This window comes from Rodentibacter mrazii (assembly GCF_001998825.1).
Taxonomy (GTDB): Bacteria; Pseudomonadota; Gammaproteobacteria; order Enterobacterales; family Pasteurellaceae; genus Rodentibacter; species Rodentibacter mrazii.
Window position 1 is genome coordinate 1 of sequence record NZ_MLHG01000051.1, and the last position, 26394, is coordinate 26394.

At 40.4% G+C, this 26394-nt stretch carries 28 protein-coding genes; 18 read left to right on the forward strand and 10 right to left on the reverse strand.

The window, feature by feature from the left end:
• On the forward strand, positions 1-194 hold a 194-nt coding region (locus tag BKK47_RS12620; RefSeq protein WP_208603970.1), incomplete at its 5' end, for a hypothetical protein.
• A gap of 200 nt (positions 195-394) precedes the next feature.
• Positions 395-1822 (forward strand): surface lipoprotein assembly modifier, encoded by a 1428-nt coding sequence (locus BKK47_RS08015; protein ID WP_077494341.1) that lies wholly within the window; start codon positions 395-397, stop codon positions 1820-1822.
• 49 nt (positions 1823-1871) lie between these two features.
• Here BKK47_RS08015 and BKK47_RS08020 read toward each other — a convergent pair whose 3' ends face one another.
• A complete protein-coding gene (locus BKK47_RS08020; RefSeq protein ID WP_077494394.1) occupies positions 1872-2024 on the reverse strand; it encodes a DUF1232 domain-containing protein in 153 nt (50 codons plus the stop codon).
• A gap of 15 nt (positions 2025-2039) precedes the next feature.
• Positions 2040-2306, reverse strand: coding sequence for a YfhL family 4Fe-4S dicluster ferredoxin (locus tag BKK47_RS08025; protein WP_077494342.1), 267 nt, complete (start codon positions 2304-2306; stop codon positions 2040-2042).
• Positions 2307-2385: 79 nt separating this feature from the next.
• Between BKK47_RS08025 and BKK47_RS08030 the strand changes: the two genes are divergently transcribed.
• From BKK47_RS08030 to BKK47_RS08065, 8 genes are all read left to right on the forward strand, one after another.
• Complete coding sequence (locus BKK47_RS08030) at positions 2386-3102, forward strand: ribonuclease T2 family protein (RefSeq protein WP_077494395.1); 717 nt, start codon at positions 2386-2388, stop codon at positions 3100-3102.
• Positions 3103-3193: 91 nt separating this feature from the next.
• Positions 3194-4357, forward strand: a complete 1164-nt coding sequence (gene pgk, locus BKK47_RS08035; RefSeq protein ID WP_077494343.1) for a phosphoglycerate kinase — start codon at positions 3194-3196, stop codon at positions 4355-4357.
• An 85-nt stretch (positions 4358-4442) separates the two neighbouring features.
• Positions 4443-5519 (forward strand): class II fructose-bisphosphate aldolase, encoded by a 1077-nt coding sequence (gene fbaA, locus BKK47_RS08040; RefSeq protein WP_077494344.1) that lies wholly within the window; start codon positions 4443-4445, stop codon positions 5517-5519.
• Positions 5520-5587: 68 nt separating this feature from the next.
• Positions 5588-6844 (forward strand): O-antigen ligase family protein, encoded by a 1257-nt coding sequence (locus BKK47_RS08045; protein WP_077494345.1) that lies wholly within the window; start codon positions 5588-5590, stop codon positions 6842-6844.
• A complete protein-coding gene (locus BKK47_RS08050; RefSeq protein ID WP_077494346.1) occupies positions 6844-7890 on the forward strand; it encodes a glycosyltransferase family 9 protein in 1047 nt (348 codons plus the stop codon). The genes BKK47_RS08045 and BKK47_RS08050 overlap by 1 nt, the downstream gene beginning before the upstream one ends.
• Positions 7891-8155: 265 nt before the next feature.
• Entirely contained in the window at positions 8156-8698 is a 543-nt protein-coding gene (gene aroK / locus BKK47_RS08055; RefSeq protein ID WP_077494347.1) for a shikimate kinase AroK, read from the forward strand.
• A gap of 41 nt (positions 8699-8739) precedes the next feature.
• Complete coding sequence (gene aroB, locus BKK47_RS08060; protein WP_077494348.1) at positions 8740-9828, forward strand: 3-dehydroquinate synthase; 1089 nt, start codon at positions 8740-8742, stop codon at positions 9826-9828.
• Position 9829: 1 nt separating this feature from the next.
• Positions 9830-10681 carry a Dam family site-specific DNA-(adenine-N6)-methyltransferase gene (locus tag BKK47_RS08065; RefSeq protein WP_077475689.1) on the forward strand — a complete coding sequence of 284 codons (852 nt, stop codon included), beginning with the start codon at positions 9830-9832 and terminating at the stop codon, positions 10679-10681.
• On the opposite strand, the gene BKK47_RS08070 is transcribed toward BKK47_RS08065, so the two are convergent.
• Entirely contained in the window at positions 10671-11000 is a 330-nt protein-coding gene (locus tag BKK47_RS08070; RefSeq protein WP_077494349.1) for a DciA family protein, read from the reverse strand. The two genes, BKK47_RS08065 and BKK47_RS08070, sit on opposite strands and share 11 nt — an antisense overlap.
• Positions 11001-11076: 76 nt before the next feature.
• Here BKK47_RS08070 and secM point away from each other — a divergent pair, with 76 nt between their 5' ends.
• From secM to mutT, 3 genes are all read left to right on the forward strand, one after another.
• The gene (secM, locus tag BKK47_RS08075; RefSeq protein ID WP_077494350.1) at positions 11077-11376 is read left to right on the forward strand and encodes a secA translation cis-regulator SecM; all 300 of its coding nucleotides are present in this window, start codon (positions 11077-11079) and stop codon (positions 11374-11376) included.
• 122 nt (positions 11377-11498) lie between these two features.
• Positions 11499-14195, forward strand: coding sequence for a preprotein translocase subunit SecA (gene secA / locus BKK47_RS08080; protein WP_077494351.1), 2697 nt, complete (start codon positions 11499-11501; stop codon positions 14193-14195).
• A 59-nt stretch (positions 14196-14254) separates the two neighbouring features.
• On the forward strand, positions 14255-14662 hold the full coding sequence (gene mutT / locus BKK47_RS08085; protein ID WP_077494396.1) for an 8-oxo-dGTP diphosphatase MutT: 408 nt from the start codon (positions 14255-14257) through the stop codon (positions 14660-14662).
• On the opposite strand, the gene holA is transcribed toward mutT, so the two are convergent.
• The 7 genes from holA to BKK47_RS08120 form a co-directional block, all read right to left on the reverse strand.
• Positions 14657-15691: a DNA polymerase III subunit delta gene (holA, locus tag BKK47_RS08090; RefSeq protein WP_077494352.1), complete on the reverse strand. Its 1035-nt coding sequence runs from the start codon at positions 15689-15691 to the stop codon at positions 14657-14659. The two genes, mutT and holA, sit on opposite strands and share 6 nt — an antisense overlap.
• A complete protein-coding gene (locus BKK47_RS08095; protein ID WP_077494353.1) occupies positions 15691-16194 on the reverse strand; it encodes an LPS-assembly lipoprotein LptE in 504 nt (167 codons plus the stop codon). The genes holA and BKK47_RS08095 overlap by 1 nt, the downstream gene beginning before the upstream one ends.
• Before the next feature lie 57 nt (positions 16195-16251).
• The gene (leuS, locus tag BKK47_RS08100) at positions 16252-18840 is read right to left on the reverse strand and encodes a leucine--tRNA ligase (RefSeq protein ID WP_077494354.1); all 2589 of its coding nucleotides are present in this window, start codon (positions 18838-18840) and stop codon (positions 16252-16254) included.
• A gap of 129 nt (positions 18841-18969) precedes the next feature.
• Positions 18970-19257 (reverse strand): DUF167 family protein YggU, encoded by a 288-nt coding sequence (yggU, locus tag BKK47_RS08105; RefSeq protein WP_077494397.1) that lies wholly within the window; start codon positions 19255-19257, stop codon positions 18970-18972.
• A 67-nt stretch (positions 19258-19324) separates the two neighbouring features.
• A complete protein-coding gene (locus tag BKK47_RS08110; RefSeq protein WP_077494355.1) occupies positions 19325-19870 on the reverse strand; it encodes a YggT family protein in 546 nt (181 codons plus the stop codon).
• Positions 19870-20817, reverse strand: coding sequence for a magnesium/cobalt transporter CorA (gene corA, locus BKK47_RS08115; protein WP_077494356.1), 948 nt, complete (start codon positions 20815-20817; stop codon positions 19870-19872). Before corA ends, BKK47_RS08110 begins: the two co-directional genes overlap by 1 nt.
• A gap of 308 nt (positions 20818-21125) precedes the next feature.
• Positions 21126-21725 carry a YajG family lipoprotein gene (locus tag BKK47_RS08120; RefSeq protein WP_077494357.1) on the reverse strand — a complete coding sequence of 200 codons (600 nt, stop codon included), beginning with the start codon at positions 21723-21725 and terminating at the stop codon, positions 21126-21128.
• 95 nt (positions 21726-21820) lie between these two features.
• Between BKK47_RS08120 and BKK47_RS08125 the strand changes: the two genes are divergently transcribed.
• The 5 genes from BKK47_RS08125 to BKK47_RS08145 all read left to right on the forward strand — a co-directional run bounded on the left by BKK47_RS08125 (position 21821) and on the right by BKK47_RS08145 (position 26392).
• Positions 21821-22132: a BolA family protein gene (locus tag BKK47_RS08125; RefSeq protein WP_077494358.1), complete on the forward strand. Its 312-nt coding sequence runs from the start codon at positions 21821-21823 to the stop codon at positions 22130-22132.
• A gap of 325 nt (positions 22133-22457) precedes the next feature.
• Entirely contained in the window at positions 22458-23801 is a 1344-nt protein-coding gene (locus BKK47_RS08130; protein ID WP_077494359.1) for a Na(+)-translocating NADH-quinone reductase subunit A, read from the forward strand.
• Between the two features lie 2 nt (positions 23802-23803).
• Complete coding sequence (locus BKK47_RS08135; RefSeq protein ID WP_077494360.1) at positions 23804-25039, forward strand: NADH:ubiquinone reductase (Na(+)-transporting) subunit B; 1236 nt, start codon at positions 23804-23806, stop codon at positions 25037-25039.
• Positions 25032-25766, forward strand: coding sequence for a Na(+)-translocating NADH-quinone reductase subunit C (locus tag BKK47_RS08140; RefSeq protein ID WP_077494361.1), 735 nt, complete (start codon positions 25032-25034; stop codon positions 25764-25766). The genes BKK47_RS08135 and BKK47_RS08140 overlap by 8 nt, the downstream gene beginning before the upstream one ends.
• A complete protein-coding gene (locus tag BKK47_RS08145; RefSeq protein ID WP_077494362.1) occupies positions 25766-26392 on the forward strand; it encodes an NADH:ubiquinone reductase (Na(+)-transporting) subunit D in 627 nt (208 codons plus the stop codon). Before BKK47_RS08140 ends, BKK47_RS08145 begins: the two co-directional genes overlap by 1 nt.
• Positions 26393-26394: the final 2 nt, after the last annotated feature.

A 26394-nucleotide genomic window follows, 5' to 3' on the forward strand; every position in this document is an offset into this window, starting at 1 on the left:
ACGCCTATATTACCTCTATTTTCCCCATTGAATATATTAAACATACAAATATTGCTTTTATTCTATTAGGAGTAGGGCTATTAGTCTTATGCTGTTTTCATAAGAATAAATCGAATGATAAGAATAATATTTTATCTTTAATGAATATTGTTTATTTCCCATTATTATTTACTGGAATTACATATATTTTATAGTGTCTAAAATTATTCCAAATAGTTTTCTTGATTGTATACCAGATTGGGGATGGTCTGCATTTGTATTATATCTATCTTCTTTTATCAATTTCTTTATAGTTAATTTTATATTAAAAGATCTATCTCAATCGGATAAGAATAATGATATAAATAATCAGGTAATTGATAATGAAAATAGGCAAAAAAGAAACTAAAACACTATGAAAACACTCAAATTCCTAACCGCACTTTTCCCCTTATTTTTAACCTTCCCCGCCTCGGCAAATCTTGCCGAGCCGGAACAAAAAATCAAAGTAGCAACGCCGAAAAAAGCGGAGCTGGCAGTGGCTCCACTCGGGCAAAATGCTATGCCGATGACCGTCACTGAGGAAGATTTAAAAAACAACCCGACTTTAACCCAACAACTCTTAACCCAAGTCATTTACGCCCGTGAACCACAGTTGATTAAGAAATTGTTGGCAATTTACAAAACGTTTCCTGAAAACGACCGCTTACTCGTCCAATTTGCGGAAGCAAAGCACGCAGCATTAAGCGGGGAATTGAGCAAAGCCATTCGGGTTTATCGTGAAATGTTGGCAGAACGGGCAGATCTTAACCCCGTGCGCATTGAACTTGCCATTGCCTTATTTCAGGATAAACAAAACACCGCCGCCACAGCGCAATTTCAAAAAGCCTTAAGCGATCCCTCCACGCCTGCCCAAGTGCAACAGCTTATCAATGCTTATTTAGAGGCTTTGCAGGAACGGGATGCGTGGCAAATTTCCGCCAGTGCCTATTATGTGCGTGATACCAACGTGAATAACACCGCAGACAATAGAGATATTGAGCAAACGGGCTATGTGAAAAATGACGATATGATGCCGCAAACCGCACACGGTATTGCTTACAGTTTTTCCCTAGGCAAAGATTTTAACCTTGGTAATCGTTATTATCTCGCCTTTGAAAACGAGTTGTTCGGCAAAAGTTATTGGGATAATCACGATTATGATGATATTTACAACCGCACTTCTCTTGGGCTGCGTTATAAAACGGCACAATCAACGTTGAGCCTGATGCCTTTTTATGAAAAGCGTTGGTATGGCGGCGAAAGCTACCAATGGGCAAATGGTGCAAGATTGGAATTGAACCATTGGCTTAACCCGAATTGGCAACTTTCAAGCGCCGCAGAATTTGCCAAACAGCGTTATTTCGATACCCGAAGCCAAGATGGCAACCGAAAACTGATTTCCGCCACACTGGTTTGGGCAAGAACACCGCAGCAATTTTTCTACTTTGGCGGTGATTTCAACCGAGAAACTACAAGGGTGAAGCAGTATAGCTCAGACACTAAGTCTCTCCGTTTAGGCTGGGGGCAAGAGTGGAGCAAAGGCATTTCAAGCCGTTTGGCTTTCGGCATTTCACAACGACACTACAAAGACGAAGCGGTGCTAGGTGGATTGATTGCCTTGGGCAAAGTGCGTAAAGATCGCATTTTCAATGTGAATTTAACCTTATGGAAACGGGATTGGCATATTCTCGGTATCACACCCAAATTGCAATTTTCTTACCGCAAACAAAAAAGTAATATTCCAACCCTGTATTCTTACAACCGCCAGAACCTAAATGTGATTTTTGAGAAATCGTTTTAAATGGGTTGGAAACAGAAAGGGATGCTACGCCGGCATCCCTACGCAATCCTTATTTACTCAGTAAAATCTTTATCAATAACCCAATTGCTGCCGCATCATCCACTAATCCCATCGGGCCGAGTATCGCTTCCGGTAGAATATCGATAGGGCTAAACAGATAAATCAAAATCACCACGATTTTGAGTAACTTTGCTTTATTCATTCGAGAAAACATGGTTTAACCTTCAAGTTTATCGGAATGGTGAATCATCACAAAACGTTCCCAAAGCTGTTCTTCCGTTTCTTGGTGGTCAGGGTCGGGTTTAATACAGTTCGTGATTGGGCAAACTTTTTGACAGGTTGGCGTGTCATAATGACCAACACATTCGGTACAAAGTATAGGATCAATCACATAAATCTCATCACCGATGGAAATTGCCTCGTTGGGACATTCCGGCAGACACATATCGCAGTTAGTACATTTATGGGTGATGAGTAGTGCCATTGTGATCCTTTAGGATGTTAAATGTGAAGGCGGCGAATTATAGCCGACAAATATAGAATTGACAAAACAAACATATTTTATGAAAAAACAAATTTCCACACTTTCCATTATTGCCCTTGCGGCATTCAGTATTTGGCAATATTTTAGCGAAAATCCAAAATTTTCTCATCAATCCGGCTCTTCCGTCGTAACTAAAACGGATAAAAGTGCAGTTAAAAATAGCAATATTTTTGCCGATTACGATGTAGTAATGCGTGATGATCCTATCGGACAAAATGCCAATGCACCGGTGGATTATTATATGTTGGTGCTTTCTTGGTCACCGGGGTTTTGTGATTCACAGTATGAAAAATATGGAGATCAGTTACCCCCATCAGCGCAATATCAATGCGGAATGAATCGTTCTTTCGGCTGGGTTGTACATGGTTTATGGCCACAAAATGCCAACGCACGCTCTGTTGCTGATCACCCTCGATTTTGTCAAGGTGATTTGTCTGCATTACCAAAATCAGTTATTGAACCCTATTTGACGCTTTCTCCCGGTGCTAAATTATTACAAGGGGAGTGGGAAAAACACGGTAGTTGTGCTTTTAGTTCCGCAGAGCAATATTTTGCGAAAGAACAGGAATTATTTAATGGGCTACGTTTACCGAAAGAAAATTTAAGCCGACGTGAATTATTCCGTTGGATGAAACAACACAATCCACAGTTTAAAAACGCCTATCTTGGCGCAAGCCGAAATGAATTGTTCATTTGTTATAACAAGCAATGGCAAGTGATTGATTGTCAGAAGTAATAGGTGTTTCTTTGATCTAAATCGTTACAACCTAGCGAGATCTAGGTATAATAGGCAGAGCTTTAATTTTAACTAACCAAGAGGATAGATTATGTCAGTAATCAAAATGACCGACTTAGATTTAGCGGGCAAACGGGTGTTTATTCGCGCAGATCTTAATGTACCGGTAAAAGACGGCAAAGTGACTTCCGACGCGCGTATCCGTGCAACCATCCCTACTTTGAAATTAGCTCTTGAAAAAGGGGCGAAAGTGATGGTGACTTCTCACTTGGGGCGTCCGACTGAAGGTGAATTTAAGCCTGAGGATTCTTTACAACCGGTTGTTGATTATTTGAACGAACATCTTGATGTTCCTGTGCGTTTAGTGCGTGATTACCTTGATGGCGTGGATGTGAAAGAAGGCGAAATCGTTGTTCTGGAAAACGTCCGTGTAAACAAAGGTGAAAAGAAAAACGCTCCTGAATTAGGGAAAAAATATGCCGCACTTTGTGATGTGTTTGTGATGGATGCATTCGGTACTGCACACCGTGCGCAAGCTTCAACTTATGGTGTTGCCGAATTTGCGCCGATTGCTTGTGCAGGTCCATTGCTTGCCGCTGAGTTAGATGCTTTAGGTAAAGCCTTGAAAGAACCTGCTCGCCCAATGGTGGCAATTGTAGGCGGTTCTAAAGTTTCCACAAAATTGGAAGTGTTAAATTCTCTTTCAAAAATTGCTGACCAAATTATCGTGGGTGGCGGTATCGCAAATACTTTCATTGCAGCAGCCGGTCATAACGTAGGAAAATCTTTGTACGAGGAAGATTTAATTCCTGTGGCAAAAGAATTAGCGGCAAGCACGGATATTCCGGTTCCGGTTGATGTTCGAGTAGGAACAGAATTTTCTGAAACTGCACCGGCAACAGAAAAATCTGTGACTGAAGTGAAAGATGATGAATCCATTTTTGATATTGGTGATAAATCAGCAGAACAGTTGGCTGAAATCATCAAAAATGCAAAAACCGTTTTATGGAATGGTCCGGTAGGGGTATTTGAATTCCCTAATTTCCGTAAGGGAACTGAAGTGATTTCCCATGCCATTGCCAATAGCGAAGCGTTCTCTATTGCCGGTGGAGGCGATACTCTTGCAGCGATTGATTTATTCGGCATTGCGGATAAAATTTCTTACATTTCAACCGGTGGCGGTGCGTTCCTCGAATTTGTAGAGGGTAAAGTATTACCGGCTGTAGAAATTCTTGAAAAACGTGCTAACGGTTAATTAACCGAATATGGTGATGGTGTGTGGGTTGAATGACCTACACACAATGCAAAAATTCTCAATAGCTAAAGAAGGAAACAACAAGATGGGTTTATTAGATATCGTAAAACCGGGTGTATTAACCGGTGAAGATGTTCAGAAAGTATTTGCTTATGCGAAAGAACATAATTTCGCAATCCCTGCGGTAAACTGTGTGGGTTCTGATTCTGTTAATGCGGTATTGGAAACGGCGGCACGTGTAAAAGCGCCGGTCATTATTCAATTTTCTAACGGCGGTGCGTCTTTCTATGCGGGTAAAGGTATTAAACCTGCGTCAGGCGCACGTGCCGATGTGTTAGGTGCAATTGCCGGAGCGAAACATGTACATACTCTTGCAAAAGAATATGGTGTGCCGGTTATTCTTCACACTGACCACGCAGCGAAAAAATTACTTCCATGGATTGACGGTTTATTAGAAGCAGGTGAAAAACACTTTGCTGAAACCGGTCGTCCGTTATTCTCTTCTCATATGATCGATTTATCTGAAGAGCCAATGGAAGAAAATATGGCTATTTGTCGTGAATACCTTGCCCGTATGGATAAAATGGGTATGACCCTTGAGATCGAGATCGGTATCACCGGTGGTGAAGAAGACGGCGTAGATAATTCTAATGTTGAAGAATCCAAACTCTACACCCAGCCGGAAGACGTATTATATGTTTATGATCAATTAAATCCTGTCAGCCCGAACTTTACTGTTGCGGCGGCATTCGGTAATGTGCACGGTGTGTATAAACCGGGTAACGTAAAATTAAAACCGTCTATCTTAGGCGCATCACAAGAATTTGTGGCAAAAGAACGTAATCTTCAGGCTAAACCAATCAACTTTGTATTCCATGGCGGTTCTGGTTCTTCTCGTGAAGAAATCCGTGAAGCAATCGGCTACGGTGCAATCAAAATGAATATTGATACCGACACACAATGGGCATCTTGGAATGGTATTCTCGAGTTCTACAAAGCAAACGAAGCCTATTTACAAGGTCAATTGGGTAACCCTGAAGGTCCGGACGTACCGAATAAAAAATACTACGATCCGCGTGTTTGGTTACGAAAAATGGAAGAATCTATGTCTAAACGCTTAGAACAATCTTTCGAAGACTTAAACTGTGTTGATGTTTTATAATCCACAAAAATAGCATAAAATACGACCGCACTTTTTAGTGCGGTTTTTTTATTTTTTGGTGATTGTTTATGCAAATTTCAAAACAAAATCTATTGCCTTTTCTTGCAAACTTTAGTATCAGTTTCTTTTTTTTATCAGTGTTAGCATTTAAAGGCGGACATAATATTGCACCGTTCTTGTTAATCGCTTTAGGGATTGGTTACGGTATTTACGGATTAATTAAAAAGTTTAAATGGAACTTGTCTCAAGAGGATAAATGGCTAATTTATAGCTATATTTTTTATTTTTTGGTATTTGTACTTTCATTGTTAATAGCGGGTGGAAAAGGAAGAGAATTAGATAATCCAAGTCGTGCTATTCTATTAATTCCGGGTTTAATTCTCCTATTAAGAATGCCGTTAAAATTATGTTCGGTCATTTATGCGATCCCATTAGGCTCGCTCATTGCCGGATTAGTTGCTCTTTATGATAAATTTATTTTACATAGCCCTATGGCATATTCTCCCCGAACTATGCAGATTCAAGGTGGTGACATTGCGATGTCATTAGGCTTATTTAGTATTTTGATTGGGCTTTATTACAGGCAAAAATCACAGAAAAAAATGACTGCACTTTGTATTTTCGCCTCCTTCTTTGGCATATTGGGAAGTATTCTTTCTACCGCTCGCGGGGGATGGGTTGCCTTGCCTTTTATGCTGATTGCGGTGTTGTGGATTTATCGTCATTCATTATTAAAAGGCTTTTTTCTTAGTGTCGTGGGAGTATTTTTAGTGGCTGTAGTCGGTGTTAGCCAAATTCCAAATAGTCGAGTGATGGAACGCCTTTCCTTAATTCAGCATGATATTGCCAACTATGGAAATAACAATGCCAATACATCTATTGGGGCGCGCTTTGAAATGTGGAAAAGTGCGGTTCAAATGATAAAAGAAAAACCAATTTTAGGCTGGGGAGAAAAAGGAGCGACAGAAAAGCGTAAACAGGATGTCAAAATGAAAGCAGTAGCAAGTAATATTGGGCAATTTACTCACGCTCACAATCAATATCTTGATGATTTCTCTAAGCGGGGTATTGTTGGATTCATCACATTTTTAGGTATTTTGTTGGTGCCACTATATCAATTTAAACGCCGTTTAAACAGCGATTCTCCAGAAACAAAATTAATTGCCACATTAGGTGTGGTGCATATTTTGTCGGTTATGATTTATTGTTTGAGCCAAGGTTTTTTTGCGCATAATTCCGGTAATATTTTCTATTTTTTCTTAACAACAGTGTTTTATGCCATGTTAAAACAAAGTGAAAAAAGACAATCTTTGGAGCAAGTGTAATGGAAAAAATTCTGGTTATTCGTAATGATAAACTGGGTGATTTTATGCAAGCGTGGCCGGCTTTTGCCATGCTGAAAGCCTCAAATCCTTTACTAAAATTGACCGCACTTGTGCCGAGTTATACTGCACCGCTTGCAGAAATTTGTCCTTATTTGGATGATGTGATTGTTGATAGTAAAAAAGACGATAAAGAAGATTTCAAGCGCCTTGTCCATGAAATTAGGTCAAGAAATTTTGATGCGATGATCAGTTTTTTTTCCAATACGCATAACGCTAAATTAGCCTGGAAAAGCGGTATTAAATATCGCCTTGCACCGGCAACAAAGCTGGTTCAATTTTTTTATAATCATCGTCTTACGCAACGCCGTTCCCGTTCAGAAAAATCGGAAGCGGAATATAATCAGGATTTAGTTCGGGCTTTTTTAAAAAAATACAATATACCGATTGTTGAACCCAAACCGCCTTATCTTGCATTTGATAAAAGTGTGGTTGAAAATCAGCGTGTTTTTTTACAAAAAAACTTAGGGCTTTCAACGGATAAAAAATGGATTTTTGTGCATAGCGGTACAGGGGGATCGGCAACCAATCTTTCACTTGCTCAATATGCCGAATTAATTCAAGGATTACTCGCCGAGTTTGATTGTCAAATTGTGCTCACAGCCGGCCCCAGTGAAAGTGAAAAAGCCCATGAACTTGCTCAATTAGTGAGTGATTCACGTGTGGTTATTTATGATAAAAATAATGGCTTGGTTGATTTTGCTCATTCCCTAGCTTGTGCGGATTTATTTATAGCGGGGTCAACAGGACCTTTGCATTTAAGTAGTGCCTTTAATGTTCCAACGGTAGGCTTTTATCCTAATACCCGTTCCTCTCAACCAAGGCGTTGGAGACCGATTAATGATCCGGATAAGCACCTTGCATTTTGTCCGCCAGCCGGTAAAGAAACACAAATGAATTTAGGCTTGATTTCAATTGATCGTGCTTTAGTTGAAATTATTCCTTTTATTCGTCGGGTATGGCAAATAGGGGATAAATTCAATGTTTAGAATTTTCTATAAAAATTGTTGCTACGAGATCAAACGGAAAGGAAAATTTAATCACTACTTTAGTAGGTAAGCAAAAATTAAACGATTTTTGACCGCACTTTAGGCTTATTGAAAAATAAATTCCCTTTAAAGGTTGAAAATTAAGGTGGTTTATTGCGATAATCCCCATTATTTTTTGGGTGATCTTTTGGCGACCTTCATTTCATGGTTTCGCTTGGTATTAAAAAGATCAATTTGAGTAAATTTATCATTAGAAAAAAGAGTAATGGCAGAGAAACGTAATATTTTTTTAATAGGGCCAATGGGCGCAGGTAAAAGCACAATTGGTCGTCAATTAGCCCAACAGTTAAATATGGATTTTTTAGATTCTGATGCTGTGATTGAAGAACGTTCGGGCGCAGATATCGGTTGGATTTTTGATTTAGAAGGCGAAGACGGCTTTCGTAAACGTGAAGAACGTATCATTAATGAATTAACCCAAATGCAAGGTATTGTTCTCTCGACCGGTGGCGGAACGGTTCTTTCAAAGGACAGCCGTAACTATTTATCGGCACGTGGCATTGTGATTTATTTGGAAACGACCGTAGATAAACAATTCCAACGTACACAACGGGATAAAAAACGCCCTCTCTTGCAAGATGTGGAAGATCCTCGCAAAGTATTGGAAGACCTCGCGAAAATCCGTAACCCGTTATATGAAGAAATTGCCGATATTACTCTTCCGACCGATGACCAAAATGCCAAAGTGATGGTAAATCAAATTATTGATTTAATTGATAATATGAATGGACTTAATGGTTCGCTTTAGCTTTAATTAGCTGTATTTAATTATTATTGTAAGGATAAATTATGCGGTGCATAAATGTGGAATTACAAGAACGTCGTTATCCGATTTTAATCGGTAGTGATTTGTTACAAGACGAACAACGCTATCCGGTTGAAGACGGAGGACGAGTGATGATTGTAAGCAATCCGACAGTCGCACGATTTTATCTGAAAACAGTGACCGATACTCTTGAAAAACGAGGTTGTGTTGTTGATCATATTTTGCTACCTGACGGTGAAAAATATAAGACGCTTGATTCTCTCAATCTGATTTTTACCAAACTTTTACAAGGTAACCATGGTCGTGATACAACAATTATTGCACTTGGTGGAGGGGTTATCGGAGATGTTGCAGGTTTTGCTGCGGCAAGCTATCAGCGCGGAGTCCGTTTAATTCAAATTCCGACTACCTTACTTTCTCAAGTAGATTCTTCCGTAGGAGGGAAGACCGCAGTCAATCATGAGCTTGGTAAGAATATGATTGGTGCGTTTTATCAACCTACTGCGGTGATGATTGATACGCTTACGCTGAATACCTTGCCAAAACGTGAAGTCAATGCAGGTCTTGCAGAAGTCATTAAATATGGTGCAATTCTAGACTATGAGTTTTTTGAATGGTTAGAAAAGAATATTGATGATCTTGTTGCGCTGAAACAAGAGGCTCTTCAGCATTGTATTGCGCGCTGCTGCCAAATAAAAGCGGATGTTGTGGCTCGCGATGAAACGGAGAAAGGTGATCGTGCCTTACTCAATCTTGGGCATACTTTTGGTCACGCGATTGAGACACATCTTGGCTATGGTAACTGGTTACATGGTGAAGCGGTTTCTGTGGGAATGATGATGGCTGCCGCACTTTCAGAGGAATTAGACCATATTTCCGTAGAAGATGTCGCCCGTTTAGAAAAATTACTTGCCCGTGCCAATTTACCCACCGTATCACCGGATGGTATGCAACCGGAAGACTACCTGCCTCATATGATGCGCGATAAAAAAGTACTCGCCGGTAAGTTACGCCTTGTATTGCTTAAATCGCTAGGACAAGCTTATGTGGCAGCAGACACGGAGCATAAGCTTGTGCTAAATGCTATCCGCCGTTGTTCTCAAGCGGACTAAAATGTTACGTCCGAAAAAACAAATTAAATCTAAGATAAAGCACCGCCCGTTTTTGAAATGGGCGGGCGGTAAATTTCGATTAACGGACGATATTAACAAAGCCTTTCCAAAGAAAAAGCAATGTTTGATTGAACCTTTTGTGGGCGCAGGCGCCGTATTTTTAAATTCTAACTTTGAGCGCTATATTCTGGCGGATATTAACCCTGATTTGATTAATTTATTTAATATTGTTAAAGATAACGTAGATCAATATATTGACGCTTGTAAACCGATTTTCTTTTCACCTCAAGCCAATACGCCCGATTACTATTATGCGAAACGCCAACAATTCAATGAGTCCCGTGATCCCTTTGAACGTTCCGTCATTTTTCTTTATCTAAATCGATTTGGTTTTAATGGGCTGTGTCGTTATAACAGTAAAAATGAATTTAATGTGCCTTTTGGTGATTATAAAACCCATTATTTCCCAGAGGATGAACTGCGTTATTTTGCGCACAAAGCTCAAAGTGCGGTTTTTTTATGTAGTGATTTTAAACAAACCTTTGAATTGGCGGATAAAACATCGGTGATTTACTGTGACCCACCCTATGCGCCCTTGCAACAAATGACTAATTTTACCGGCTATGCAGGCAATGAATTTGATTTAGAACATCAACGAGCCTTAGCGGAACTCGCAAAAAAAGTACAAAAGGAAAAACAGATACCTGTTTTGATTTCTAACCATGATATAAAATTTACCCGAGAGATTTACAAAGGCGCAAAATTTAAACGGGTCAAAGTGCAGCGTTCAATTAGCCAAAATTCAGAAAAACGAGTAAAGGTGAAAGAGTTGATTGCAATTTTTAAGGCATAGCGCTGTTAAATTCAGGACTGACCTTCAAATCAAGTCTTTTTACCTGTGGGTAATCTTTTTGAATCAATGTTAATAAATCTAGTTGGCGAAATAGCATTCCCTGTCTAACAATCGCATTTGCTACTTCAATAAATATGGTATCCCCGTTTATCTGACCTATACGAAATAAACCCTGAAATTCTTGAGGGAAAGTGCGGTTAACTTTTTGGTTTAATTCATGTATTGCTAAACCTTTTTGCATTATTTGAGCAAAGGATGATTGTTCCATTATCTCGACAATATTCACGGCCTTTTGATAACGTTCTACCTTGTTTTTCATGAAATAACCCCAATAAATGACATCAGTTTAGATTTCCGCTACAATACACGCAATTTTTTTAATAAACAACGAGATGATGATTTCAGGCAAAACCAAACCGAATTTTTGGTCGCGATTACTTTTAAGTATGATCGCTATCTTTGCCTTACCTAATGCTCAAAGTTTAGAAAATCAGCCGGCGGAAAACTATTCATCCAACGTGTCGGTTCAACAAGTGTTGGAAACAGTAAAAGTGTTGCACAGTGAGCAACATCAACAATTCCAGCAACCTTCTATTTCCCATTCAACAAAAAAACAAGTTGAAATTCAACCGTACTTTATTGTGGAGGTATTGAATCCTCTAGCGCCTATCCGTGCAGGTCCTTTACTCATTTAATTTCTGATTTTCTATAATCGTACGAATTTGGAAAGTTCGTATTATAAGATCATTGTGATATGAAAAATTTAAGAAATTTCACATATTGATTATTCTAACCTATTATTTTTTAAAGAGAAATTATGAGTATTTTAACAAAAATCTTTGGTAGTCGTAACGACCGTATTTTACGTAAACTTAAAAAACAAGTTATCAAAATTAATAAATTGGAGCCGGAATTTGAAGCTCTGACCGATGAACAACTTTGTGCTAAAACTGATGAATTCCGTGAGCGTTTGAACGCAGGCGAAACCTTACAAGATATTTTACCGGAAGCCTTTGCTACGGTGCGTGAAGCGAGTAAGCGTGTGTTGGGAATGCGTCACTTTGATGTTCAGCTTGTGGGGGGGATGGTTCTTACCAACCGCTGTATTGCGGAAATGCGTACCGGTGAAGGGAAAACCTTAACCGCAACCTTACCTTGTTACCTTATCGCCCTTGAAGGAAAAGGCGTACACGTTGTTACTGTGAACGACTATTTAGCCCGTCGTGATGCGGAAACCAACCGCCCATTATTTGAATTTTTAGGGATGAGTGTAGGGGTGAATATTCCGGGCTTGCCGCCGGAAGCAAAACGTGCCGCTTACGCAGCGGATATTACTTACGCCACTAATAGCGAACTCGGTTTTGACTATTTACGTGATAATTTAGCCCATTCGAAAGAAGAACGTTTCCAACGCACCTTAGGTTATGCGTTGGTGGATGAAGTGGATTCTATTTTAATTGATGAAGCCCGTACGCCGTTAATTATTTCCGGTCAGGCGGAGGATAGCTCGGATCTTTATATCGCCGTTAATACACTGATTCCGAATTTGATTAAACAAGAAAAAGAAGACACTGAGGAATATCAGGGGGAAGGCGATTTCACGCTAGATCTTAAATCCAAACAGGCACACCTCACCGAACGTGGACAGGAAAAAGTCGAAAATTGGCTAATTGAACAAGGGTTAATGCCGGAGGGCGATTCGCTCTATTCACCGGGTCGCATTGTATTATTACACCACGTGATGGCGGCATTACGCGCCCATACTTTATTTGAACGTGATGTGGACTATATTGTAAAAGATGGCGAAATCGTGATCGTAGATGAACATACCGGTCGTACCATGGCTGGGCGTCGTTGGTCTGACGGTTTACATCAAGCCATTGAAGCCAAAGAAGGGGTGGATATTAAAAGTGAAAACCAAACCGTTGCCTCTATTTCTTACCAAAACTACTTCCGTTTGTATGAGAAATTGGCTGGGATGACGGGAACGGCAGATACCGAAGCCTTTGAATTCCAACAAATTTATGGTTTAGAAACTGTGGTGATTCCAACAAATCGCCCAATGATTCGCGATGATCGCACAGACTTGATGTTTGAAAACGAAGAATACAAATTTAATGCGATTATTGAGGACATTAAAGATTGTATCGCTCGCCAACAACCGGTATTAGTGGGGACAATCTCTGTTGAGAAATCGGAAGAATTATCGAAAGCCTTGGATAAAGCGGGTATCAAACACAATGTATTAAATGCGAAATTCCACCAGCAGGAAGCGGAAATTGTCGCTGAAGCCGGTTATCCTGGGGCGGTAACTATTGCAACCAATATGGCTGGGCGTGGTACAGATATTATCCTAGGTGGTAACTGGAGAGCGCAGGCTGCTAAATTAGATAACCCGACCCAAGAACAACTTGATGCGTTAAAAGCCGAATGGGAGAAAAATCACAACATTGTGATGAAAGCCGGCGGTTTACATATTATCGGCACTGAGCGTCACGAATCACGCCGTATCGACAACCAGTTGCGTGGTCGTTCCGGTCGTCAAGGCGACCCGGGATCGTCCCGTTTCTACCTTTCTTTGGAAGACGGCTTGATGCGAATTTACCTCAATGAAGGCAAGCTCAACTTAATGCGTAAAGCCTTCACCGTACCGGGTGAGGCGATGGAGTCCAAAATGTTGGCAAAAGTGATCGCCTCTGCACAAGCAAAAGTAGAAGCTTTCCACTTTGATGGACGTAAAAATTTGCTTGAATATGATGATGTTGCTAATGATCAACGTCACGCCATTTATGAACAACGTAATCATTTATTGGATAACGATGATATTTCAGAAACGATCAAAGCAATTCGCTATGATGTATTTAACAATGTGATTGATCAATATATTCCACCACAATCTTTGGAAGAGCAGTGGGATATCAAAGGGCTTGAAGAACGCCTTGCACAAGAATTCGGTATGGAATTACCGATTGGGCATTGGTTGGAAGAAGATTCTAACTTTCACGAAGAAAACTTGCGTGAACGCATTGTAGAAATTGCAGAAGAAGAATACAAAGAAAAAGAAGCGCTTGCCGGTGAAGAAACCATGCGTCATTTTGAAAAAGGTGTAATGCTACAAACTCTCGATGAGCTTTGGAAAGAACACTTGGCAGCGATGGATTATCTTCGTCAAGGGATTCATTTACGTGGTTATGCACAAAAAGATCCGAAACAGGAATACAAAAAAGAGTCTTTCCGTATGTTTACGGAAATGCTTGATTCTTTAAAACATCAGGTTATTACGACTCTCACTCGTGTCCATGTTCGTACTCAAGAGGAAGTTGAGGAAGCGGAACGTCTTCGTCAAGAAATGGCAGCACGTGAAACTCAGAGCCATAAGCCCGTAGATGAAAATAGTTCGGCACAACAGTCGGAAGATTATTCTGATCGCCATGTAGGACGAAATGAACCCTGCCCTTGCGGTTCCGGTAAGAAATATAAACATTGCCATGGTAGCCGCGCTAAGTATAGTTAATGGCACTCACTAAAAGTGCAGTTATTTTGACCGTACTTTTTCATATTGGATTTAACAAAATGGAAAAAACAGTAATACAAGTTGCCGCAGGCATTATTCGTAATGAATTCGGGCAGATTTATTTAACGCAGCGCTTGGAAGGACAGGATTTTGCACAATCTCTTGAATTCCCCGGTGGCAAAGTGGATGTCGGTGAAACGCCGGAACAGGCACTAAAACGTGAATTGGAAGAAGAAATCGGTATTGTGATATTAAATGCCGAGCTGTATGAACGCTTTCAGTTTGAATATCCTACTAAGATTATTTCCTTCTTTTTTTATGTTGTGGACGAATGGATTGGCGAGCCTTTTGGGCGTGAAGGGCAAGAGGGTTTTTGGATCGAACAACGTTCATTGGATGCAGGATTATTTCCACCTGCTAATGCAAAGCTCATTCAGCGTTTAATTGCGGAAACTGATTTGTTATGAGCAAATTTTGACAGATAAATCCGCTAATTGTTCCCATACATTATTGCTAAATTCTTGTTTTGCAAGACGTTCAATATTGGCTAATTCTTGGATAATTTCATAGAGTTTTTGATAGCTTAATCGCTGTACCGCAGTTAAAAAGAGCGGTCGGCGATTTTGCCAAATTTTAAGACGATCAAATTCTGACTTAATTTGCTGAATAGGTAAAGCATCGGTTATGCGAATGTGTTGTTGGGGTTTTGTAAGCTCAAGTATTGTCAATAATTCACGTTGTAAGGTGCGAAGTAAAATTATTGGTTGAATATCCTCCGCTTGTAAACCACTTAAAATTCGTTTGGCACGATTTACTTTGCCCGCAAGAAGTGCGTCAATCCATTGAAAAGGCATAAATATGGAGGATTGTTCAACCACTTCTATGACTCGGTTATAATTGAGTTTGTGATCGGGATGAAGTAAATCCAAGAGTTGCAAAGTTTGTTTTAATGCAAGTAGGTTATTTTCATAGCTATAACAAAGCTGCTGAATGGCTTCATCATCAGCCGTTAATCCCATTGATTGGATACGATTTTTTACCCAACGGGGAAGATTTTCAACCGTTGGTGTTTGGCAATTAATCAATATCAAATCGGGTTCATATTGACTAAGTGCCAAAAACCAAGCTTGTTTCTCCATTGTTTTGGAGAGTTTTGTTATGCTGAGAACGAGCAAAACATCTTCGGTCAATGAAACAATGAATTCTTGTAGATTTTTCTGTAAAGGTGCGGTCAAATTTTCCGGTAAATTGAGAACCAGCATTTGTTTGTTAAAAAATAAGCCCATAGACTGGTTCACTTCAATAAGTTTCCCCCAATCGGTGTGGCTATCAATTTGCACCGTATTTTTTTCATCAAACCCTTGTCGAATAGCAGTTTGATAAATAGTATCTTCGCTTTCACTGAGTAATAGCGGATCTTGCCCAGCCAATAGATATACCTTGGCGAGACGTTGGCTAAGATGATGGGCTAGTTGCTCAGGAAAAAGACGATTCATTACTTACCTTTTACTTGCTGCTGTAATGACACCATTTTAGTAATAAGTTGGCGTGCGGCTTGATCACGCATATCGTGCCAAATCACATCACGTTCGGCTGCTTTTGCCAATGCTGCCCGTGAGTTATCAAAGAAAGTGCGGTTTACTTTTGCACTGATTGGATAAGTTTCACCATTGGCTAAACGCACGCTGGCTTCCACCTCCAACGTTAAGACTTTTTCTGCTTCACGTCCACGTTTAAAAATGGAGGCAACCTGATTATCGCTGGTTTGCTTATTGATACGTAACACGGGTATGCCTTGTGTTGGTTTTACAAGATTGACAGTATTGATTTGTAATTGGCGACGGATTGCCATTGACATTTCACTATAAGGATCTCCACTTTCGAAGGTTAGAGTTTGCAATTCCTGTGGAATTAACGCACCATTTTGAAGGTGCCATCCGCAGGCTGAAAGTGTCGCTACTATTGTCGTAAGAAATAAGCTCTTGATTGATTTAATCATAAAAATTACCTTTAAAATCAACCGCACTTTGTTAAGAAGTGCGGTTATTTCTATGGATTATTGTGGTTTCACCACGACATTTAATAATTTACCTGACACGTAAATCACTTTCACAATTTGCTGCCCATCAATAAATTTCTTCACATTTTCATCGGCAAAGGCAATGGTTTTTACCATTTCCTCGTCAGCGTCTGAGGCAACGGTAACTTTACCACGCACTTTACCGTTCACTTGAACAACAATGAGTTTTTCATCTTCTACCATCGCCGCTTCATCGGCTTTCACCCATTCTGCGGTGTCTATGCTGTTTTCGTTGCCTAGGGCATGCCATAGCTCAAAGCAAATATGTGGGGTAATCGGATAAAGCATACGCACGACGGCACTTAAGGCTTCCGCCATCACTGCCCGATCCTGATCACTATCCAATGGGGCTTTGGTGAGTTTGTTCATCAACTCCATAATTGCTGCAATGGCAGTATTAAAGGTTTGACGGCGACCAATATCGTCACTCACTTTGGCAATGGTTTTATGCACTTCACGGCGAAGGGCTTTTTGATCCGCAGAAAGCGCGGTCGCTTCTAAATCTGTTTTTGCCGGGTTTTGTTGATATTGATACACCAAGTTCCACACTCTGCCTAAGAAGCGTTTCGCCCCTTCCACACCTGATTCTTGCCATTCAAGGGTCATATCCGCAGGGGAGGCAAACATCATAAACAAGCGAACCGTATCCGCACCGTATTTTTCCACCATCTCTTGCGGGTCGATACCGTTATTTTTCGATTTCGACATTTTGGTCATACCGGAATGCACAAGTTCGCGTCCCTCAGGATCGGTCGCTTTAATAATACGACCTTTCTCATCACGCTCAAGGGTAACTTGAGTTGGGCTGACCCAAATACGTTCGTTGGTCGGGCTTGTGTAATAGAAGGCATCAGCAAGCACCATACCTTGACATAATAATTTGGTTGCCGGTTCATCGCTGGTTATAAATCCGGCATCACGCAAGAGTTTGTGGAAGAAACGGAAGTATAACAAGTGCATGGTGGCGTGCTCGATACCGCCGATATATTGATCCACCGGTAACCAATAATTCGCCTCCTCTTTATCCAACATGGCTTCTGCAAACGTTGGTGAGGTGTAACGCGCGTAATACCAAGAAGACTCCATAAATGTATCGAAAGTGTCTGTTTCTTTTAATGCTGGTGCACCGTTAAAGGTGGTTTTCGCCCAGTTTGGATCAGCTTTAATCGGACTTTTCACCCCGTCCATCACCACATCTTCCGGGAGAATAATCGGTAAATCTTCTAATGGTGCAGGTACAACGTCGCCGTTTTCAAGGGTAAGCATTGGAATTGGTGCGCCCCAATAACGTTGGCGGGATACCCCCCAGTCACGTAAGCGATAATTGACTTGGCGTTTACCCATGCCTAATTTTTCAAGTTTGTCTGCAATGCCGTTGAATGCGCCATCGAAATCTAATCCGTCAAATTCTGCCGAATTGACCAAAATTCCATGTTCAGTGAAGGCTTCTTTGCTTAAATTAATTTCCTGACCGGCAAGTGGCGAGATGACTTGTTTTAACGGTAAAGCGTATTTTTGAGCGAACTCATAGTCACGTTGGTCGTGTGCCGGTACTGCCATTACAGCGCCTGTACCATAGTGCATTAATACGAAATTCGCCACCCAAATCGGCAATTTTTCACCGGTCAATGGGTGAATGGCAAACAAACCTGTCGCCATCCCTTTTTTCTCCATCGTAGCAAGATCGGCTTCGGCAACTTTCGCATTTTTCGCTTCTTGAATGAATGCGGCCAGTTCAGGATTATCTTGTGCAGCAAGGCTTGCTAATGGGTGAGCGGCGGCAATACCTAAATAGCTCACACCATAGAATGTATCGGGGCGGGTGGTGTAAACTGCTAATTTTTTATCGGTTTCTGCGACATCAAAGGTAATTTCTACCCCTTCTGAACGACCGATCCAGTTTCGTTGCATGGTTTTCACCATATCCGGCCACTGCGGAAGATTATCCAGCCCACCTAATAATTGCTCGGCATAATCGGTGATTTTAATAAACCATTGAGGAATTTCTTTTTGTTCCACAGGTGTATCGCAACGCCAACAGCAACCGTCATGCACTTGCTCGTTGGCAAGTACCGTTTCATCATTCGGACACCAGTTTACCGTTGAGGTTTTTTTGTACACCAAGCCTTTTTTGTAAAGCTCGGTAAAGAACCATTGTTCCCATTTGTAATATTCAGGTTTACAGGTCGCAATTTCACGATCCCAATCATAACCAAAGCCCAACATTTTGAGCTGGTTTTTCATATATTCAATGTTTTCGTATGTCCATTTTGCCGGTGCGGTTTTATTTTTAATCGCAGCCCCTTCCGCTGGCAAACCAAAGGCATCCCAACCAATCGGTTGCAACACATTTTTACCGTTCATACGTTGATAACGTGAAACCACATCACCAATTGTATAGTTACGCACATGCCCCATATGCAGACGGCCGGACGGATATGGGAACATAGAAAGACAATAATATTTCTCTTTATTTACATCTTTAACCGCTTTAAAGACTTTATTTTCTGCCCAATATTGCTGAACTTTCGGTTCAATCATATCGGGACGATATTGTTCTTGCATAAAATCACCTTAAATTTTGACCGCACTTTAGCGGGATCTTTACATGGGAAAATTGGCTCATAGAATATCGTAAAACGCTATAAATTGGTAGGCTAAGAGGCGTAAAGTGCGGTGATTTTTTTGTTTGTTCTATAACAAATTCTCGATTTCTTGAGGGATTAATTTAGGATTAGGAATCCAAATTTGTTTATGCCGATTTAATTCGCCTTTTTCCAGCAGGATACTGCTTTTCGGTACTTTAAAAATTTTGCTTAAGAATTTTAATAAGTGAGCGTTTGCTTGCCCCTCTATGGGAGGGGCGGTAATGGTGATTTTGAGTTCTTCATTATGTATTCCAACAATTTGATCTTTGCTGGCTTTGGGTTGTAAAAAAATCTTCAGGCGAATGCCATCAGACATTTTTTCGATCGCTGACATATTATAAATCTCATAAAGAAAAGCCACGTAGAACGTGGCTGAAAACATGTAATTTTATGACCGCACTTTATCCGGCGATCACCCAAAGCCCCTGTAACATATCAATCATCAGGTTATTGATAAATAACAGGATAAACACAATCACCATGGGTGAGAAATCAATCACACCGATCGTTGGCAAAATTTTTCTAACAGGGCGTAATAGTGGCTCTGACAGCTGATAGAAAGCGTAGAAAGTAGGATTGTTGCCACGATTAAACCAGCTTGAAATTGCCCCGATAAATAACACATAGAAAATCGTCATTCCAGTTGCTTTTAGAATGCTTAATAGACCTAAAAGTATCATTACATCAATGGCTAATCCGAAGTAAAGTACGGATTTTAGCGCACCGAGGATAAAGATCACAAGGACAGCCGAGGTGTCAATGTTTTTGACGATCGGCATGATCTTACGAATGGGTTTAAGTACCGGTTCTGTAATTTTTACGACAAACTGTGAAAGGGGATTGTAGTAATCCACTCTAGCCAATTGAAGCCAAATGCGTAAGACCAACACGAGCGCATAAAGATTGATGATTGAACCGACAAATAATGCAGTTTGAGATAATTCCATTATAGCCATCCTTTTCGTCTAAAATAAATATACGGGGTGAGTGCGGCTGCGATCATTAAACCGATAGCCATTGGGTAACCATATTTAAAATGTAGTTCCGGCATAAACTCAAAGTTCATTCCATAAGTAGAGGCAACTAACGTTGCCGGTAAGAACATAACAGATACTACCGAGAAAAATTTCATAATTTTATTCTGCTCAATATTAATGTAGCCCATTGCCGCTTGCATAAGAAAGTTCACTTTTTGGAACAAGGATTCGTTGTGCGGTTGTAGGGATTCAATATCTCGTAGGATTTCTCGAGCCTGTTCCAGCTGGTTTGCCGGCAAACGGGTTTTGCGTACCAAAAAACCGAGTGCGCGTTGGGTATCCATCAAGCATAGACGCACTTTAGAGCTGGTATCTTCCTGTTCGGTGAGCGTATTTAAGGCTTCATCAAACGCCTCACCTTGGGTGCCGTTTAAAATCACTCGACTTAATTCTTCGAGGTCAGCATAAACATTTTCGATGACATCGGCAAGTTGTTCGATTTTGGTTTCAAATAAATCGAGTAACACTTCATAAGCATTAAATTCCAGTAAGCGCTGACTACGAGATCGCATACGATATAAACGAAATGCGGGCAGCTCCCGATCCCGTAAGGTAAATAGGCGACCATCTCGAATGGTAAACGCCACACTGGCAAGATCCGCATAGTTATTTTCATCTTCACAGTAAAAGAATGAGTGTAAGTGTAAGCCGTCTTCGTCTTCAAAGAAACGGGCGGAGGCTTCGATATCTTCTAACTCAAGAAAAGAGGCAAGGCTTTGGCCCAAGCTTTCTTGTAGCATTTCACGCTCTTCACCGGTAGGCTCGAGCAAATCAAGCCAGATTGCGCTATTGAGATCCGTTTCATTTTCATCGATCCGAAATAAACGGGAATCGTTGATAGTAAAAGCATTGATCATTTCATACTCCTTTTGGGATTATGAACAGTTAACCGTGAACAAAAGAATGTCAAACGAATAAAAGTGCGGTTAAAAATTGCGGTATTTTCGTTTTGTATAAGGATGCCGAAAGCGGTAAATCTACCGACGAACTCTCGCCGATAGTCATTTTGACATTGGGCGGGAGTCTAAAGCGATATTCGGTATCGACTATGACTGTCCAAAGTGTGTGTCCTTCTCGTTAAAAAATCGGGCGAATGTTACGCTTGAAAGAGGGATTCGTCAAGTTTTTATGGAAAATAATGGGGCGCGAAACGCCCCAAGCGGGATTAGCGGGTATATTGATTGATTGCCGTAGCGACTTCTTGATCTTGATAGATGTTATTAACAATGTCTTTGAAGGTTTCGCCAAGCACTTTTTGAATTTCGTCATTATTGGCGTTAAATACACCGGATTGTGAACGGCTGGCGTTAAAGTCTTTGTTATATTTTCCGCTCGCACCCTGTACGTGTACGGTCACTTGAATTTTGCTATTTAGATTGTAGCGTAAATTGCCTTGATCCACCTGTGTGAAAAAATCTTTTACTTCAACGGTTACACCGGCATTTGAATTATTGACTTGACCGATACGGAACCCTTTGCTTACCAGATTTTGTTGCATCACTTGTTGGAATAATTGTGTCACACTTGGTGAAGCATTGAGTTTTACTAATTCCCCGTTTTTTACATAGCTGGCGATATCTTGTTTTGAACGGGCATCGCTTGTGGTGACATAAACAACGGCGGATTGATTAACGTTCATGGACGCATTGGGGGCAGGCGGTGTGAACGTTAGTGTATTGGATTGAGCTTGGCAGCCGGTAAGAAAGATTGTTGCAGCAGCCAGAGTAACAGCAGATAATGTTTTGATTTTATTTGCAAGTTTCATAATTTCCTCAATTAAAAATTAGTTGATTTGTGCTATTCTTGCAGACTTAATGACGTATGTATAGCCCTTCAGCAAAATTTTATTGGAGATAAATGATGTCAAAACAGCAAGAATTATTAGATAAAATTCACACTGAATTTCAACTGCACTTTGTGGCGGTCGAAAATGAAAGTCACATGCATAGCTCCGGTCGTGGTGCTAATTCTCATTTTAAATTGGTGATTGTGAGTGATACTTTTGATGGAATAAGTAAGGTTAAACGCCATCAAAAATTGTATCAACTATTTGCCGATGATTTAAAAAACGGCATTCATGCCTTAGCACTTCATCTTTATACAAAAAAAGAATGGGAAGAACGTGGTGAGATATTTCCAAATTCACCAAACTGTGTTGGAGTCGGACTGTGATTTGATCATTTTCCGTTCATAACTCTTTGTGTGTATCTTTCAAAAAGTTCACAATTTTTTCACAAAAAGTGTGGGTTAAAGTGGAATGAATCGCAGATTTTAGCTAGAATAGGTCGCTTTAATTTTTATATTTTCAATTTTTTGATGTTGTAAAAGCTCGCTTACTTTGTCAAAAAATTAAACCAATTTGAGTTTTTTATTTATGTGTCAGTAGTTAATACTTTGATGGTTTAACGTATTCTCTGTCACGCTCAAACACGAGATTGCATTTAATTTTAGTTATTTGCAATCGTATTTTTTAACCTTGAAAAGTAGTGCAAACAGTATGATTACAATTAAGAAAGGCTTGGATCTTCCTATCGCAGGAAAACCGGCACAAGTAATCCACAACGGCAACGTTGTGAATCAGGTTGCGATTCTTGGTGAGGAGTATGTGGGGATGCGTCCTTCTATGAAGGTACGCGAAGGTGATGTTGTCAAGAAAGGTCAAGTGCTTTTTGAAGATAAGAAAAATCCCGGCGTGGTTTTCACAGCCCCAGCAAGTGGTACTATCACAGCAATAAATCGTGGCAAAAAACGTGTATTACAATCTGTGGTCATTAATGTGGAAGGCGATGAACAAATCACTTTCGCGAAATATAATGCAGATGATCTCAATACGCTTTCCCCTGAACAAGTAAAACAAAATCTTGTGGAATCGGGTTTATGGACCGCATTACGTACGCGTCCTTTCAGCAAAATCCCAGCGATTGAAAGTGAACCTTCTTCTATCTTTGTAAATGCGATGGATACTAATCCTCTCTCGGCTGATCCTGAGGTCGTGTTAAAAGAGCATTGGCAAGATTTCAGCAACGGTTTAACCGTGTTAAGTCGTTTATTCCCTAGCAAGCCGTTACATCTGTGTAAAACAGACGGTATGAATATTCCGACTGTGGATTTATCAAATCTTCAGATTCATGATTTTGGTGGCGTTCATCCGGCGGGTTTAGTGGGCACTCACATTCACTTTATCGATCCTGTTGGTATACATAAAACCGTGTGGCACATCAATTATCAAGATGTGATTGCCGTTGGTAAATTATTCACAACCGGTGAACTTTATGTTGATCGTGTTATTTCTCTTGCCGGTCCGCAAGTGAAAAATCCACGTCTGATCCGTACCGTGATTGGCGCAAATCTTTCACAATTAGTGCAAGATGAGCTAAGTGCGGGCGAAAATCGTGTAATTTCCGGTTCTGTGCTATGCGGTAATACCGCGAAAGGTGCACATGATTATTTAGGTCGTTACGCATTACAAGTATCTGTTATTGCAGAAGGTAATGAAAAAGAGTTCTTTGGTTGGATTACACCGCAATCTAACAAATATTCCATTACCCGTACCGTATTAGGACACTTTGGTAAAAAATTATTTAATTTTACTACGGCAGAAAATGGTGGTGAACGTGCAATGGTACCAATTGGTAACTATGAGCGAGTCATGCCGTTGGATATTTTACCAACGCTATTGCTACGTGATTTAATTGCCGGTGATACTGATAGTGCTCAAGCATTGGGTTGTTTAGAGTTAGATGAAGAAGATTTGGCGCTTTGTTCATTTGTTTGCCCGGGCAAATATGAATATGGTTCCATCTTGCGTCAAGCTTTAGAAAAGATTGAGAAGGAAGGTTAGAAATGGGTTTAAAAAATCTTTTAGAAAAAATGGAACCCGCGTTTTTACCGGGAGGTAAATACAGCAAGCTTTACCCGATCTTTGAATCGATTTATACCTTGCTTTATACACCGGGTACGGTAACGCACAAAAATACACACGTGCGTGATGCGTTAGATTCAAAACGTATGATGATCACCGTGTTCCTCGCATTATTTCCAGCGATTTTCTATGGTATGTACAATGTGGGTAACCAAGCGATTCCTGCATTAAATCAATTAGGCAATTTAGAACAATTAATTGCAAACGACTGGCATTATGCACTGGCTAACGGTTTAGGGTTAGATTTAACCTTAAACGCAGGTTGGGGCAGTAAAATGGCCTTGGGTGCAATTTTCTTCCTACCGATTTACTTAGTGGTATTTACCGTTTGTACAATGTGGGAATTATTATTCTCTGTGGTACGTGGCCACGAAGTCAATGAAGGGATGTTTGTTTCTACGATTCTTTTTGCCTTAATCGTTCCTCCAACTTTACCATTATGGCAAGCCGCACTGGGTATCAGTTTTGGTATCGTGGTGGCAAAAGAAATCTTCGGTGGCGTAGGTCGTAACTTTATGAACCCTGCGCTTGCTGGTCGTGCTTTCCTATTTTTTGCTTATCCGGCACAAATTTCTGGTGATACTGTGTGGACTGCCGCGGATGGTTTCTCTGGGGCAACCGCACTTTCACAGTGGTCACAAGCAGGTCAAGGTGCGCTGCAACACAGCGTAAGCGGACAACCAATCTCTTGGATGGATGCATTTATTGGTAACCTCCCTGGCTCAATGGGTGAAGTTTCAACCTTAGCGATCTTAGTGGGCGGTGCAATTATCGTCTTCACCCGAATTGCCTCATGGCGTATTATCGCAGGGGTGATGATTGGTATGATTGCAACCTCAACATTGTTTAACTTAATTGGTTCTGAAACGAATCAGATGTTCTCAATGCCTTGGCATTGGCATCTTGTTTTAGGTGGCTTTGCGCTAGGTATGGTATTCATGGCAACAGATCCGGTTTCAGCCTCGTTCACCAATACAGGTAAATGGTGGTATGGTGCGTTGATCGGTGTCATGGCGGTATTAATTCGTACTGTGAATCCGGCTTATCCGGAAGGAATGATGTTAGCAATTCTGTTTGCAAACTTATTTGCACCAATTTTTGACTACATCGTTGTTCAAGCAAATATCAAACGTCGGAGAGCAAGAACAAATGGCTAAGTTTAATAAAGACAGTGTAGGCGGCACAATTCTTGTTGTGTTGTTACTGAGTTTAGTTTGTTCCATTATTGTTGCTGGTTCCGCTGTGATGCTAAAACCTGCACAAGAAGAGCAAAAATTACTCGACAAGCAAAAAAATATCCTCAATGTTGCAGGGCTTTTACAAGAAAAAACGAATGTAAAAGAAACCTATGCAAAATTTATTGAACCACGTTTTGTTGATTTAGCAACTGGTGACTATGTTCAACAGCCTGATGATTCTCAAGAAGCGATTCCTGCAGAACAAGATAAGGCTAGAATCCGTACTCGTGGAAAAACTGCTGAAATTTATCTTGTTAAAAATGAACAAGGTCAAACTCAGCAAGTGATTTTACCTATTTACGGTACCGGATTATGGTCTGTTATGTATGGTTTAGTTTCTGTTCAACCGGACGGCGTTACGATTAACGGTATTACTTATTATCAACATGGTGAAACTCCGGGATTAGGTGGTGAGATTGAAAACCCAAATTGGGCTGGTTTATTTAAAGGTAAAAAACTTTTCAATGAACAACATCAACCGGCTATCCACATTGTGAAAGGTCAAGCACCAAAAGATGATCATAGTATCGATGGTTTATCAGGGGCAACACTAACCGGTAATGGTGTTCAAGGTACTTTTGATTATTGGTTCAGTGAAAATGGCTTTAGTAAATATCTTGAAAAACTTCAAGCAGGAGCGAACTAATGTCTGGAAAAACAAATTTAAAAGATCTGTTATTGGCTCCTATTGCTAAAAACAATCCAATTGCACTGCAAATACTTGGGATCTGTTCTGCATTAGCGGTAACAACGAAATTAGAAACCGCCTTTGTGATGGCGATTGCGGTAACGTTAGTAACAGGGTTATCAAACCTCTTTGTTTCTTTAATCCGTAACTACATTCCTAACAGTATTCGTATTATCGTACAACTTGCGATTATTGCTTCATTGGTAATTGTCGTTGACCAAATATTAAAAGCTTATGCTTACGGTTTGTCCAAGCAGCTTTCAGTATTCGTTGGCTTGATTATTACAAACTGTATCGTAATGGGTCGTGCAGAGGCTTTCGCAATGAAATCACCTCCACTTGAAAGTTTCGTGGACGGTATTGGTAACGGTTTGGGTTATGGCGCAATGCTCATCATTGTTGCGTTCTTCCGTGAACTTATCGGTTCAGGTAAATTATTCGGTATAACTATTCTTGAAACTATTCAAAATGGTGGTTGGTACCAAGCAAACGGTTTATTCCTACTTGCACCAAGTGCATTCTTTATCATTGGATTTGTCATCTGGGGATTAAGAACTTGGAAACCGGAGCAACAGGAGAAATAATC